The 13,735-nt window shown below is 62.8% G+C and carries 16 protein-coding genes; 12 read left to right on the top strand and 4 right to left on the bottom strand.

What is annotated here, in order from left to right; all coding sequences use genetic code 11:
• Nucleotides 1-798 precede the first annotated feature (798 nt).
• A complete protein-coding gene (locus MKL11_RS30450; protein ID WP_243950822.1) occupies nt 799-1,179 on the bottom strand; it encodes a hypothetical protein in 381 nt (126 codons plus the stop codon).
• Nucleotides 1,180-1,907: 728 nt separating this feature from the next.
• On the opposite strand from MKL11_RS30450, the gene MKL11_RS30445 reads away from it, so the two are divergent.
• The 3 genes from MKL11_RS30445 to MKL11_RS30435 all read left to right on the top strand — a co-directional run bounded on the left by MKL11_RS30445 (nt 1,908) and on the right by MKL11_RS30435 (nt 4,067).
• On the top strand, nt 1,908-2,186 hold the full coding sequence (locus MKL11_RS30445; RefSeq protein ID WP_243950632.1) for a hypothetical protein: 279 nt from the start codon (nt 1,908-1,910) through the stop codon (nt 2,184-2,186).
• Between the two features lie 428 nt (nt 2,187-2,614).
• Nucleotides 2,615-2,845 (top strand): hypothetical protein, encoded by a 231-nt coding sequence (locus MKL11_RS30440; protein WP_243950630.1) that lies wholly within the window; start codon nt 2,615-2,617, stop codon nt 2,843-2,845.
• A gap of 961 nt (nt 2,846-3,806) precedes the next feature.
• Nucleotides 3,807-4,067 carry a hypothetical protein gene (locus tag MKL11_RS30435; RefSeq protein WP_243950628.1) on the top strand — a complete coding sequence of 87 codons (261 nt, stop codon included), beginning with the start codon at nt 3,807-3,809 and terminating at the stop codon, nt 4,065-4,067.
• A 558-nt stretch (nt 4,068-4,625) separates the two neighbouring features.
• Here MKL11_RS30435 and MKL11_RS30430 read toward each other — a convergent pair.
• Nucleotides 4,626-4,865, bottom strand: a complete 240-nt coding sequence (locus MKL11_RS30430; RefSeq protein ID WP_243950625.1) for a hypothetical protein — start codon at nt 4,863-4,865, stop codon at nt 4,626-4,628.
• 165 nt (nt 4,866-5,030) lie between these two features.
• Nucleotides 5,031-6,596 carry a hypothetical protein gene (locus MKL11_RS30425; RefSeq protein WP_243950623.1) on the bottom strand — a complete coding sequence of 522 codons (1,566 nt, stop codon included), beginning with the start codon at nt 6,594-6,596 and terminating at the stop codon, nt 5,031-5,033.
• A 430-nt stretch (nt 6,597-7,026) separates the two neighbouring features.
• Between MKL11_RS30425 and MKL11_RS30420 the strand changes: the two genes are divergently transcribed.
• From MKL11_RS30420 to MKL11_RS30400, 5 genes are read left to right on the top strand one after another with little or no spacing between them, the layout of a single operon-like run.
• On the top strand, nt 7,027-7,401 hold the full coding sequence (locus MKL11_RS30420; RefSeq protein ID WP_243950621.1) for a hypothetical protein: 375 nt from the start codon (nt 7,027-7,029) through the stop codon (nt 7,399-7,401).
• Nucleotides 7,398-7,637, top strand: a complete 240-nt coding sequence (locus MKL11_RS30415; RefSeq protein WP_243950619.1) for a hypothetical protein — start codon at nt 7,398-7,400, stop codon at nt 7,635-7,637. The genes MKL11_RS30420 and MKL11_RS30415 overlap by 4 nt, the downstream gene beginning before the upstream one ends.
• Entirely contained in the window at nt 7,634-7,837 is a 204-nt protein-coding gene (locus tag MKL11_RS30410) for a hypothetical protein (protein ID WP_243950617.1), read from the top strand. Before MKL11_RS30415 ends, MKL11_RS30410 begins: the two co-directional genes overlap by 4 nt.
• Entirely contained in the window at nt 7,834-8,250 is a 417-nt protein-coding gene (locus MKL11_RS30405) for a hypothetical protein (RefSeq protein ID WP_243950615.1), read from the top strand. Before MKL11_RS30410 ends, MKL11_RS30405 begins: the two co-directional genes overlap by 4 nt.
• Nucleotides 8,241-8,441, top strand: coding sequence for a hypothetical protein (locus MKL11_RS30400; protein ID WP_243950613.1), 201 nt, complete (start codon nt 8,241-8,243; stop codon nt 8,439-8,441). The genes MKL11_RS30405 and MKL11_RS30400 overlap by 10 nt, the downstream gene beginning before the upstream one ends.
• A gap of 553 nt (nt 8,442-8,994) precedes the next feature.
• Here the strand turns inward: MKL11_RS30400 and MKL11_RS30395 are convergent.
• Nucleotides 8,995-10,074, bottom strand: a complete 1,080-nt coding sequence (locus MKL11_RS30395) for a methyl-accepting chemotaxis protein (RefSeq protein WP_243950611.1) — start codon at nt 10,072-10,074, stop codon at nt 8,995-8,997.
• A gap of 741 nt (nt 10,075-10,815) precedes the next feature.
• Between MKL11_RS30395 and MKL11_RS30390 the strand changes: the two genes are divergently transcribed.
• The 4 genes from MKL11_RS30390 (at nt 10,816) to MKL11_RS30375 (ending at nt 13,529) form a co-directional block, all read left to right on the top strand.
• The gene (locus tag MKL11_RS30390; protein WP_243950609.1) at nt 10,816-11,796 is read left to right on the top strand and encodes a PAS domain-containing protein; all 981 of its coding nucleotides are present in this window, start codon (nt 10,816-10,818) and stop codon (nt 11,794-11,796) included.
• A gap of 180 nt (nt 11,797-11,976) precedes the next feature.
• Complete coding sequence (locus tag MKL11_RS30385; protein WP_167367670.1) at nt 11,977-12,135, top strand: hypothetical protein; 159 nt, start codon at nt 11,977-11,979, stop codon at nt 12,133-12,135.
• A gap of 303 nt (nt 12,136-12,438) precedes the next feature.
• Entirely contained in the window at nt 12,439-12,651 is a 213-nt protein-coding gene (gene hemP, locus MKL11_RS30380) for a hemin uptake protein HemP (protein WP_243950607.1), read from the top strand.
• Nucleotides 12,648-13,529 (top strand): hemin ABC transporter substrate-binding protein, encoded by an 882-nt coding sequence (locus MKL11_RS30375; RefSeq protein ID WP_243950605.1) that lies wholly within the window; start codon nt 12,648-12,650, stop codon nt 13,527-13,529. The genes hemP and MKL11_RS30375 overlap by 4 nt, the downstream gene beginning before the upstream one ends.
• The last annotated feature ends 206 nt before the right edge of the window (nt 13,530-13,735 follow it).

Genomic DNA, 13,735 nt, shown 5'->3' with positions numbered 1-13,735 from the left:
CGAGTGCGCGAGAGTTCCAACACCAGCGTGCTGAGCTTTCACAGGCATACTGGCACCCCTTGATAGAGCACCAGCCGGCTCGGCCCCGCCGCCCAATCTGATCACGGGCTAGCGGGGGAGGTCGTCTAGCTCGCCGGCGAGGCGAGTTTCCGCCTCCGCTCCAGTCCCTTGGTGATGGGCCAAGGGCTACCGCTTCTTTCAATACCTACCTATCCGAGGTCGATAGTGGGGGTACTCGACCCCATTCCGGCTTGCACCTTGGCGCCAGCCATAGGCGTTACCGCTTCGGACGGCGTCAGCAACATTCTTCGGTCCCGCCAGGCCTTCCGTCCCACCGGGCGCTGTTGCCGCCAGTTGGCCGCCAGGAGGGATGGCGCCGCCGCCACGCGCCATGCCAGTTCCGCCTGTGCCGATGACGGCGACAACTGATACAGCAAGCAGGACACGCATTCTACAAGGCATGCGCTATCGCTCCCGCGAAAAGAAAAACCAAGCTGAGATGAGGATGGGGATCGGCAACCCGGTTAGCCATAGCTGGCCAACCTTCAGCATATCGACCTCTATCTCATGAGTAAGCACACGGAGTAGCAATCTGTTCCTGGGCACCCCGCCTCTGCTATGTGGCCACCAAGCCGAGAGTGCGATCAGCCAGCCTACTCCGCGACGTGGTGCAGAACCACGGGCGGAAGATGGCGAAGGCGGAATGAGCCTCCGCCTCCGGCAAAACCTGTTTAAGGACGTGGTGCTGCAGCGGGGCCGGACGATGGCGTCGGCTGGAGGGAGCTGACCTACAGTCTCTTAGCGACCGAACCTAGCCGGGAGCACCGACGGAGCGGTGCTCGACGCGGCTGACGCGGCGAACGAGGCCACGAAGCCTGCCAAGGAGCGGACATCGTCCGATTGCCGAGGATCCCGAGCAATCGCGGCTGCCTCATGTTCCAGCCGGAGATTACATGCTTTAGATGGTAGGCCGACATCGGGCGTGCAGGCGTCGTGGCGGGCGCACGCTGCGTCCAGAGCGTCGATAGGCGGCAGCGGGGCGTTGTTGCCCGGCCCGCAGTAGTTGCCGTGAATGAGGAGCTTCGGCCCGCCATTCGCGGCAGGCTGTGCGAGAGATGGAGCGGCCCACGAGGCGATGAGGATGACCGGGGCGGCGACTCGGACGGCGGTGAGAGACATCATGTTGGAGACCCTCCAGCACCTGCTCGCCCCTTAGTCACATCGGCGAGGACGGTGCACGAAATGGTTAATCACCACGCGTTTATCCGTGGTGTGCTCCGGAACACTCGTTCTACGCAGATCACGCTCTACTCACGGCAGCGGGATCAAACCCGTCCGGCAGTCTGTTTAATGTCGCGGCGCTGAGCGTCTCGCCCGCGAAGATGCGTGTGTGGCACCTATTGCACCACGTGACGCTTTCCCCTGAACTCTGAGACAAGCAGCCACGAATGCCTCAGCCATTTCACGGCTCAGATCATCCACGATGAGGCCCGGCGCGATGACCATGCAGCGCCCATCGCAGTTTTCTGAGATTGCGAACTCAGGCACCAGTTTCTCCGGGGAGTATTACTCTCGAAAGTTTTTGCCATTTTCTCCGAGCGTCAATACTCCTTTTGACTACTAGCGCTGGCCATGTCGATCCAGCTCCGTTGCAACATCGCGCCGGACTACGGGCGGCAGATGGCGAAGGCTGGTGACACATGATGTCGTGTAGCGGAGTGACGCGCAGTTGCGGAAGGCGGAATGAGCCCGCGCCTTCGATGACGCATCTGTTGCCGTTTGTGTCCAGCGTGCGCCGGCACACACTGGTGTGCCAGCGTCTACCGGTTCCCGGATCGATTGCGCGCAATCCTAGTTGCCAGACGCCTCAGGAGTTTTCTGCCGCACCAATCCGTCAGGAGATCAGCATGAACAAGCTCGCTCTAGCCGCTGTGGTCGCTTCAGCGTTCGCGACCCCCGTGTTCGCCCAGACGGTCTTTGAGACGCCGACCAGCACCCAGGTGATCGTGCCCCCGGGCGCTCCAGGTGTGGTGATCAGGCATAATGGCTCGACCGGGGATGAGAATGCCGTAACTTACTCGCCGACCGGTCGCGCTGCCGATGCCATCGATACCGACTCGGCTGCTGCCGGCAACGAAGGACAGCCTTCGCGTGTGGGTTCCACCAGCAGCGGTGGCGGGAAGTGACACTCTAGCCACAACTGTGGAACGAGCTTTGCAGAAGCCAGCCTAGTTCGTTCCCGAGACACGAGCCTCCTCAGCCCCGCCGGCAGCCGCCGCGCGGGGCTTCTTCGTTCGCGACCGAGGCTGACACTGCCGCATGTTAAATCGACAGATTTTCGATGGCGTAGGTTCAGCTCTCCTCCGAAGCTCCAATGGCAACTTAGCCCGTCCGGTCCGCCGGCGCGGGCTTTTTTCCTCGCGGCGGAGGCGCATCTCGACACGGCTGCCCTTCTCTAAAATCACAGTTCAGATCGCACTCTGTGCGTCCGCGCACCATCCAGCGAGCTAAGCATCGTCAAGCCGAGCCGATTTTAGGCAAATGACCAGGGGCTGCATACACGCAGCGCTTGTGCATCCTATCATGCATCAGGTTGCAACAGTGGAGGTCGAGGATGTTGGAGTACAAGGCGTCACTTGCTCTGCGCGTTGAGATTGTCGAAACCGCGTTGACCGCCATTTTCGAGACCCTTCCCAAGGGGCACGCGGCGCGAGATAAGCTCGTCGAACTCGTGAAGGCGAAGATTGCTGATGTCGGGTTCGCATACGAGCGCCGGCATGAACTAGAGAACGTCCTCGCCGTGCTAGTCGAGCGGCTAGATGCGCAAGAGGCCGATCAGCGATAGCTGTAGGTGCATACCCCGCCCCGGCCTGCTCACGGGGTGGGGCCAGGAGTGTAGAGCCACGGGCGACGGATGGCGAAGGCGGAGTAGATCAACCTCCACCGCCGCCACCTCCCCCCACCCCAGGACCGCCGAGATTGCCGTCCTTATTTGGCGTGTTCCAGTGAATGATGCCGTCGTCCTGAGTTCGCAGCCTTGTGCTAGGCGGTTGCAGAAAGCCGGACTGCGGGACTTGAATCGTCGCACGAGGAGCCGCCCTATGGATCCGCCTCCGCTGCGCGACAGCCGCGGTGCTCACACTGATATTAAGCGCCACCATGAGCCATCTGATCAGCGCGGCTTTCATGATCACTCCGCGTCAGGCAGAGAGCGCTTCCCTTAGTTAGGGGTGCGCGCATCCCAGCAAAATAGCCGCCGGGATGGCGGTGTCGATATCCTGGAGTCTGCCCCGCCTACGCGATGGCGGCTAACAGCGGGCAGCCGTGAGAGCACGATTACGCATTGATCTTAGCGGTGATCGCCACACCTTAATCTTTGACCCAACGTGCTCCCTCGGAGCCGGGTTAAAGGAGGATCTCAATGCGGATCGCATTTCTCGCCGCGCTTGCAGGCGTTGGTCTCGCCAGCCTTACTCTTCCGGCAGTAGCTATACCTGCCGGTCCGATAGCCGGCATCGCTTCTTCATCCGACATGCTTACAAACGTAAGGATGAGGCGCCACCATATGCGTCGCCGCATGATGTCCCGCACGCAACGCCGGTATCCCGGCGCTAGCTTCGCTCGGAATAAAACACCGGGTGCACCGGCAGGTAGCGGCGGCGGTAATGGATCGACGGGCAGCTACGCCGCACCAAGCGGAAGATAGCCTTCGTCGAGGTTCTTAAACTAGCCCGCCCGGTCCGCCGGCGCGGGCTTCTTTATGGACATTGGTATGCCACGGCTATTCGGAGCGATTGGCAAGCCCATTGCTTTTCTTCCAGATGGCTGTGTTCCACCTCGAATGCTCCATTCACCGCCGGCGCGCGAGCGGCCTATCGGTGGCCAGAGAACAGCTCGACGCGACGACGAGCGCGGAAGCGATCGCTGTAGCGGAAGCCCGGTTTGTTACCCTCCTCGCCGAGCGTGCTGGGTCCGCGACGCTTTGGAACGACGCAGGGCAGATCGTCTGGTCGACGCGCCGCTTCATCCCTGGGGCCGACAACTCGGTCACGCATGCAGATCGGTAGCTTGGCCCACGCCTTGCCAAAAGCTTTAAGCTCGTCAGTGAGACCGCGAGCCAACTTGCGGCGCGCTCTTGACGGGGTGCGTCGCACTCTCCGCGACATCATGCAGAACCACGGGCGGCAGATGGCGAAGGCGGATTGAGACCCTCCCATCATCCAAAAGGGTGAAGCGAATCAGCGTCGGCCGAGCCATGCATAGCGCTCGAAGCCCAATGACAACTTCAGCCCGCCCGGCTCACAGCCGAGGCGGGTTTCTTTGCTGCGCTGCAGCACTACAACTGTGTGCGGTGCCCGTCTCAACAGCTGGCGCCATCAGAGCCTCGGACTCCGCGGTGACACCAGCGTCCGAGGCTGAAAGCCCGCCCGATCCAGCATCGTGGCGGGCTTTCCTCTAGTGGTATTTGCGGTATGGTTCACGCGATTTTCGACTCCCCCTATCTGGAAATCACAACCTCTGCCCCCCGGTTCGCCGGCGCGGGCTTTTTCGTGAGCCCGCCCACCCACCGGCGCCCTCTTCAGCCACATCGTGCAGAGCCATAGGCGGCACATGGCGAAGGCGAATTAGTCCTCATCTCCGGCAGGCTCTGACCATGACGCCCCATAGCGGTCGATCAGTTCCTGACGCCCTGTTGCTGTGATCTCATACTCGACGCTGTCTTCCGCCGGGATCGCTCGACCGGTGGCCGCGACCAGTCCGAGCGTCTCAAGGCGCCGCATGTAGACGCTGATCTGATAGAAGCGGGGACCGGTCGTCGCGAGGTTGCGGAGACGAGACAGGCTGTTGGGCGCGAGCTTGTGCATCGCCGGTCAGTGTACCGATAGGCGGCTGCCGCGTCAGGCCTGGGCATCACCACTCGGACAGCGGCTGTCTGACTCTACCCCACCGGCAGCGACGACGAAAGCGAGGGCGGCGAGGGCGTAGCGCATGGTAAGGAGGTAGCCTCTTACTACCGTAATTTGAAGCGGTCAGACGTTAGGGGGGCCCCTCCCCATGATCGCCTGCATGTCTCCCCACCACGGGGCAACCTCGGGAAGCTGCTCAAGGAAAGGATATGTTCGGCCATGCCGAATTTCTGGGAATAATTGTTGATGAACATTATACATCATCCAGCCGTAAAATTCGTCGTGCGCTGATTTTCTGGCGGTTTCTAACAAACTTTCCGACGTGCAGTTTGCAAGAACCAACTCTAGATCATCGATTGGGCAAAATATGACAGGTATCTGATCTTCGCTTGTTATTTCTGATTCTTGAGACTTGGCGAGCTTGACGGCGCGATTTGTAACCTCTCTTTGCATGGGAGTGGACATCATCAGCCATGCATCGAGCGTCAAAACCATCCCGACAGCATCCTTTGAAATTGCCGCCGCAGGTGCTAGTCCCCTACGGACATGGGAAATGTAGCGCCAAATCTGAAAAACACCCTTTACGATCTCTGAATATTTATCTTCAGCCTCGACGAGCGGGAACTCGGAAAATTTTGCATCGTAAGTTAGCTTGGTGGCCTTGCACTCGACTATGACCGCAATTTCCCCTGCATCCAAGATGCCGGCGTCGAATGTCTCAAAGCTTCGGCCGCGGATGCTGTACAAGCTGCCATCTACAACGGCCGCGTCTGACAGAACGGTTCTAATAATCCTCCGGCAATAGTTTTCAAATCGACCACTGATTTCATTTCGCACATCGCCACGACCGCCGATCAAATCATAATACAGCCCCGAGGTGGCTCTGCTTGATATCAACTGCGGCAAAGGGGCGATAAGGTACTCACTATCGTTATTAAATCTAATCACAGGATACTGTCGGAGAATGCTCTGCTTATACGCCGTCTGGTTTTCCGTTGCTCTCTGTTTTGCGGCTAAGATCCGATCCTCGGCATGCTCGATAGAGATCGCCTCAAGTGTTGCATCCAACTGCTGTTTGCTGATGCCAGCAACCGAAAAGTCAGAGTCTCTCGCCATTATGGGCCTACTGAACCAAGAGGCCATTAGCACAAAACAACATCTGCAGAAATCATCTAACTCAATGCCCCTTCGATCTGCAAATCTTCCTCTTGCAAGAGGGCCACCATATATGAATGACGCCCTATAAAGGGCCCCAAGATTTATGAAGCCGCGCTGCCATTCAAATTGGCGCTGTGCAATTCTATGCAACTCGCTAATCACATCTAAATATTTTAAGCTTAGTCCCGACTCTTGATCCTCAACTTTGCCAATTGCATTCATCAGCATAGCCATAGCGCCGAAGGAGGTGCAGACAAGCTTTCTATATGGCGGCTGATTTACTTCTATCTTAGGCGCAACCAATGCCTCATTAAATATGGTCTCCATTCGCCATGGGTGTGCATAGTATCTGGATCCGACATCCTGTGTGACAGCTTCTTCAGGGTAACTGATAAGCAGCTTTGCTCTTTCCGGACGCGAAGATTGTAGTGTAGAAACTGCCCAGATAAGCCACGCCAATTCATCGTCGGCGGTAATACCAATTAGCTTAGCAAATTTACGCCTGTATAGATCTAGCGCAGGCCGGCCCATATCTTATCTTCTAGATCCGTTGTTCCAGCAAATTTCGGAGCGGGTTCGTCAGCGCTTCTTCAGCGCTTCCTCGACCAGGCGTCGGATAGCTTCGGGCCGCGATGGCTGCGGCTCCGGTTGAGTCTCAATCCAAGCGTCGAGTGGGCCGAGCTGATCGGCATGCATGCGGACGACGATCTGCGTCCCCTTGCCCGTTGGGGCTGGGCCGCGCCGTTTCTTTGCTAGCAAGGTTTCTTGCATCCACATACCAACCGTGATAGCACAATAACGAGCCGACCGGAAGGTACGAACTTCCCGCCGGCTCTAACCACAAACCGCACCAGGAATGTTGTTCATGGCTATCCACCACCCTACACCGCCCGTTGGCGGCGGTGAACGCCCGCGCTTGCCTTCAGCACAGGTAGGACCGGTTACACAGGCCATCCGCGCCATGCGGGGCGCCGACCCGGCCGATCAAGCCATCGTCGCCGTCGAGAGCGGGCTGGCCAGCTTCTTCGCCGAGACCAATGCCGTGAAATCCGGCATTGCCGCACTGGGCAAACCCGGAGATTTCCGGTTTCAGGATCATGGCACCCGCGCGATGCGGGCGGCTGAACCTGCCCCACAGGCAGGTTTCTCGGCTCAGTTCACCCATGGCATCCGCGCCCTATCCCGCACCGAGGTCGAGAACCTGGTCGAGGGGCTGATTGATCTCCTCGACGCCTGGGACGGTGATGTCGACCGCGAGCCCGAGGAGCCGGAAGCCTCGGCCACCGAGTGGGCCGGTCGCGGCGCTCACCGCTTCAATGTCGGGAGGGCGGCATGAGCCAGCGCGAGCACCGCCGCGATAATCTTGCCGAACTCATCTCCGACATGGAGAGCGACGTTCGCGACCTCACACGCTGGGCCAGCACGGTCTTCGAGTTGGGCACGAGCGACAACGATCCGAGCGACTGCTTGCTCGTAATCGGCCCGGTCATGCGAGAGATCGCCGAGCGGGTTGAAGCGAGTTGGGAGCACGCCTTCAAGCTGTCCCGTCCGCTGCGGGAGGGCGCACGATGACCACGACTGCCGCTCGCAAGCTCGACATGATCGAAGTGGAGATCGCCCTCGACGATCTCGTAGGCATCGCCTCGTTGCTCATTGATGCGTCGAACTCTCGCGATGTGTCCCAACGCGGCGTCATGGCAGCCGGACGCTTCCTTGAAGAAATCCACACGCGGCTCACTCGCGCCGTGGGTCTAGAGGAGGCCGGTCAATGACGGTTTCCACCCGGAGCGCCGCCCTCGGCGCTATCCTTACCGCCCCGCTCACAGGTGGGGCCGTCATGGCCCTGCCTCCCGGATCGGCCGCCGTCACTGTGCCGACCGATCTCGCCCGTGCGTGCGAGTGGGCTACCGCTCACTGGGCCGGCATATCCCCTCGGTGCCGAGCCGAGGAATGGGACGACGATAAGCTTGATGCTGAGATGGATCTGTACGATGCCGTCTGGGACCGCGCCTTAGCGGAGCCGTCTCTAAGTCCCGCAGACCTGAAGGCCAAGGCTCGCCTCTGCCTTCAGGACTACCTGGCTCACACATTCCCGTTCACGGACCCGGCGAAGAACAAGGCGCCGGATGACCTTGAGAGAATGGTGATCACGGTCCTGCGGGAGGTGATCGAGCTATGCGCCTGATCAGCCCATTCATCGTCGCGGTGGCGTGGTGGCACACGAGGCGGGTTCGCCGTGCCACCCACGACATGCGCAGGGCGAACTACTACGCCACCCGAAGCCTGCGGACTCTGATCGCAGTCGGTCGAGGCCCGATCCCGCGAACGGCCAGCGGCGTGCCGGCGATCCCGCCGATGCCGGTGCTGTGTCGGTAGGGATGGGCGCAGTATGCCTATCCTTGACATCCACGCCCGCCCGATCAGCCAGCCAGGACGCAAGCTTTTGGGCGGGCGTGGAGATCAGCGAGGCGTCTCCTCCTCGCCGACCCTGGTAGCCTACGCCGAGACAGACAAATGCGAAACGGTTTCGCTTTTGGGAAACGGACATCGTGTCCATTTTGCGCTCCCCAGATCCGGGGAGGCCAAACACGACACCGTGTCGCTTTTCAAAAACGGAAACGGTTTCCGTTTTGCCGAGCCTGCTGAATCATCGGGACAACCACGCCCGCCCCTCTGCGGGGTTGGGGGGATCACTTCGGAACGGGCGTGGAAGGTCGGCTCACCCCAAGGCCTGCCGACGGCCGAGCAATGCCGGATCGACTTTGCCGGTTGATGTCTGCCCATCACGAACGTCGCTCGCGCATCCCGTGCGGGCAGTCACGTCCCTAGTCGTTCCTCGCCGTCCCCGAAAAGCCACCTTGAAGACGAGGGCTTAAGTGTGGGTAGGTAAGGATGTCATTTGGATAAGCTACTGATGAATAACAGCATTCTATCGGAAAGACGCGGAGGCGACCTCCTCGGCGCTCTTGCCGATATTGGTGCTGTTCTTCAGCTCCTCGGCGAGGCCGGACAGCTCCTGGGCGGCGTCCTCGCTCTGCGACAGGGCGGTGGTCTGCTGCTCGACCATCTTGCCGGTCTCCTGACAGGCCGCGCTCTGCTCCTCGGCCGCGGCCGCGATGATCTCCGCGCCCTTCTGCGCCTCCGTGGCGGCGGTGGCCGATTCGTCGGCGGCCCGGACGAGCTCGCCGCAGCCCGCGATGATCTCGGCCATGTCGGCGCGCACCCGGTCGAGCTGGGTGGTCACCGAACGGCCCTTCTCGACCTCGGCGCGGGCCGAGACCGCGGACTGGCTGATCCCGTCGGCCGCGACCTTCACGTCGGCCTGGATCTGCGCCACGAGCGCCTGGATGTCCCGGGCGGATTTTTCGCTGGTCTCGGCCAGGGTGCGGACCTCGTCGGCGACCACCGCGAAGCCCTTGCCGTGCTGGCCGGCCCGGGCCGCCTCGATGGCGGCGTTGAGGGCGAGCAGGTTGGTCTGGTCGGCGATCCGGGCGACCGCCTTGACGATCTCGCCGATCGCGCTCGCCTGCCGATCGAGCTCCTCGACCAGCTTCACCGAGGCCTCCTGGCGCTCGGAGGCCTTGGCGATGGCCGCGACCGTTGCGCCGATCTGCGCGGCGGTCTCGCCGATCAGCCCGGACAGGGCCTCGGTCTTGCGCAGGGAGAGGCCGGCATTCTCCTTGGCGGACTGGATCAGGGCCGCGCCCTGGTTCACCGCCTTCATGGTCTCCTGCGCGGCGCCCGCGGCCTCCTCGGCGCCAACGCCGATCTGCTCGGAGGCCTTGCGCAGCTCCTCGGCCGCGGCCGCCGCCTCGGCGATCCCGCTCGACAGCTGCGCGGTGGCCGAGGCGATCCGCTCGGCGGCCTTCTGCTGCCGCGCGAACGTCCGGGCCTTGCGCTTCTCCGCCTCGGCTACGAGGTGCGATCGACCCGTGGAGGCCGCGACGCTCTCTCTCGGGGCGACCGGAGCCGGCATGGAGCGGATGGCGGATTTTTTCGCGAGAGCCATGGGTCGACGCCTTATGTCGGGGTCAGAGTGCCGGGTTCAGAGAATTTCCTGCCCCTGAAGAGGGGCCGGAATATTGATATTCGATCGGTATCTTTTAGTCGTGTATTTTCTAGACCTATATTCAGTAATGCTATACAAATATATTTAAAATATGTCAGTCCGTTTCGTCTTCACAATATAAGATGACAGGCATAACCTAACGCCGATATAATCTTTATCGAAAAGTTGCAGATGCACAAGATTTTTATCTGATTGAAATCTGATCAGGCAATCGGAAAATCTTCTCTGAACGATTGCTTCTGATCAAAATCAGCTCATTTTCCATCATTGCTTAGATAAGAGCGACGATGACCTGAGATTGCCCCAGAATGTCAAGCCAACTTCACGTCGAATCTGGGGGGGCGGCGTGGACACGTTCCGGACGTCCCGGCATGATGCCGACTGGATCACGCGCTATCGCCGTCGCCGAGCAGGTCGAACCAGGCGGCGCTGCCCGGTGCCATGCCGGCGCGACAGTGATGGCCTGCTTCGCTTGAGCTAGTGGTGGGGGCCGCGGCTGCGCTACAGATCAGGGGATGCAATACTATACGGAGTGGCTCATAACAGATTGGATTTCGATTTCTGCGGATCTTGATCCGATCGATGTATGGTGAGCCTGAGCTTATACAGATGAATCACGATCCTATTGCTGCGTTCCATAATGATAATGCCGCAGAAAGAATTCCCTTATCGTCCGGCCAGATGTTGAAGCTCGTGGAGGAGCGGGGCGGGCTCGGCTTCTGGTCGCTGGAGATCGCGACCTGCAGGCTCTGGGGCTCCCCGGGCTTCTACCGGATGACCGGACTTCCGCCCGCGGACGAGCTGCGCGGCCTGTTCCGCCGGCTGATCCACCCCGACGACGAGGCCGCCCAGTCCGACCTGTGGGACCTGCTCCGGAGCGGCCACGCGGTCGATCGGGAATTCCGGATCATCCGGCCCGACCAGACGGTCCGGTGGGTCGCCCTGAAGACCGAGGTGGTGCTCGGATCCGACGCCCGGCTGGCCCGGATCGACGGCATCCTGCTCGACACCACGGCGACGCACGAGGCCCGGCAGATCGCGGCGTGGATGCAGGCCCGCCAGACCGGCGTCCTGCGCGCGGTCGCCGCCGCGACCTGGTCGGCGCTTCCGGCCGGGGAGATCGAGATGGCGGCCGGCTGGGGGTACCTGACCGGGCAGAGTGCCGCGGAGATGGCCGGGACGGGCTGGCTCGACGCGGTTCATCCCGACGATCGCCAGGCCGTGACGGCCGCTTGGCGGTCCGCCCGGACCACCGGCGCGCCCTACCGCGCGGAGTATCGGGTCCGCGGCGCTGACGGCCGGTACCGACGGTTCAGCGGCCGGGGAGCGCCGCAGATCAATCCCGAAGGGGCCGTGCGCGAATGGTTCGGCCTCGTGCTCGCCGTCCCGGACGACGCGCGCGACACGGTGCCCGATGCGGTGATCGGGCCGCTGATCCGTGGCGCCCGGGCGGTGATCGGCTGGTCGATTCACGACCTCGCGGCGGCCTCGGGCGTCTCGGGCTCCAGCGTCCGGCGGATGGAGGAGTTCGGCGAGAGCCCGCGTCCGCGGATCCGGCAGGCGGTGCGGCGGACGTTCGAGGGGACCGGGATCCGGTTCTCCGCGATCAGCGCCGACCGGGTCGCCATCGAGATCGACCTCCAGCGATTCCCGCGGCCTTAGCGCATCATCCCGCGGGAGGGTTGCCGTGTTTCGGGATGACGCAAAACCGCGGCCCGGGACGGCTCGCCGCGGCTGGCGGGGCCGGAGCGGCGAGGGGCGTTCGTTAACGTCGACGCTGCATCCTTATCCGCACTGAAACCGTTGCGCGTGTCCGTAAATCCGGCCGCCGAGGCGCCTGCCATGACCATTCTCAGCGTCCTCTGCCTCGTCACCGGCGCGACCCTGGCGGGCATCGCCCCGCGGCGATCGGTGCAGCAGGCGGCCCTGGAGAGCGCGGGCGGCAGCCTGATCGTGCTCGGACTCGTCATCATCGGTGCGGGCCTGCCCCTGTTCGGCTGAGGCCGCCGCGGATCCGGGAGGCCTGACGCCGGCTCGATCCCGGAAAACCGCGTCTATTTTCGTGGCCCGCAGCGGCGGATCGACCGATTGCCGGCCAAGCGTCGCGCGCCGTGTTGCAGTTTTTCACCGCGCCCGCGACGATGTATCGCCGCGAAGATCAATCAGACTAGACCGGATCTGCGCAAGATTATCCGGGCCGCAAGGGCTCTGGTATTTGCCGCTGGGCGCCCCTATGGTTCGATCTCTGCCATGTGTCTTTGTAGTTTGAAGATTTACAAAGAACGAACGTGAGGCGTTCCGAGCATGTCCGGTCTGGACGGGGATGAGAATCCGGGAGCGCGCGGCGAGGGCCGCGGGGATCCCAGCCTGCCGCTCCGGGCGTTGGCCTTGGAGCGGGACGAGGAGATCGTGTCGGCAAACCTCCTGCGGGGGCACCGCGAGGTCGTCATCCGGCATGCCGGCCAGCGCTACCGGCTCCGCATCACCGCCAGCGACAAGCTGATCCTGACCAAATGACGATGCCGCATGCCTGGTCGCGCCGCGCCCTCCTCGCCGCCGCCGCGACGGCGGCTCTCGCCCCCCTGGGCGCTGCCGCGTCGGCGACCGCCGCCCGGATCGCCTCGCTCGGGGGCGCCGTCACCGAGATCCTGTACCGAATCGGCGCCGGCCCCCGGATCGTCGCGGTCGATACCACCAGCCTCTACCCGCCCGAGGCCCTGCGCGAGAAGCCGAATGTCGGCTACCTGCGGGCGCTCTCGGCCGAGGGTCTGCTCGCCTGCGGGCCCGACCTGGTGATCGCCGCCGACGGCGCCGGCCCGCCCCCGGTCCTGGCCCAGCTGCGCGAGGCCGGCCTGCGCGTCGAGACCGTGACCGAGCCGCCGAGCCCGGAGGGCGTCCTCGACAAGATCGCCGTCATCGGCCGCCTCGTCGGCCTGGAGCATGAGGCCGAGGCCCTCGCCGCCGAGGTGCGGGCCCGCTTCGCCGAGTTGGCGGCCAGACGCGCCCGGATCGAGAAGCCGGCCCGGGCGATCGTGGTCCTGTCCCTCCAGGGCGGCCGCACGGTCGTGGGCGGCACCGGGTCGACGGCGGACGGCATCCTGACGCTCGCCGGCATCACCAACGCGGCCGCCGGCGTCGCCGGGTTCAAGCCGATGACCGACGAAGCCATCGTGGACGCCGCGCCCGACGCGGTGGTGATGATGCAGAACGGCCCGGAGCCGCCCAAGCCCGAGACCGTCTTCGCCCCCGACACCGCCCTGGGCCGCACCCCCGCCGCGTCCCAGGGCCGGCTCATCGCCATGGACGGCCTCTACCTCTTGGGCTTCGGGCCGCGCACGCCCGAGGCCGCCACCGCGCTGATGCGCGCGGTCTACCCGGGCCTGCCGGGTGAGTGAGGGCACCGCATCTCTCCCTCACCTCTTTGCAGTCTGTCGGATCTACAGGATGCCGGATGTGGCACGGGTCCCCTCTCCCGTGCGGGAGAGGGACAGGGTGAGGAGGGCGACCTCTCCGGATAGACCTGATCTCTCACCCCAACCCTCTCCCGAACGGGAGAGGGAGCCCGTGGCGTCCTTCGCAAGCCGATCCGTGAGCCGTGTCG

Origin of the sequence: Methylobacterium sp. J-077 (assembly GCF_022829365.1) — a bacterium.
GTDB lineage: Bacteria > Pseudomonadota > Alphaproteobacteria > Rhizobiales > Beijerinckiaceae > Methylobacterium.
Note: the sequence above shows the minus strand (reverse complement) of the source record. Positions and strands in the feature narration are given on the sequence as shown.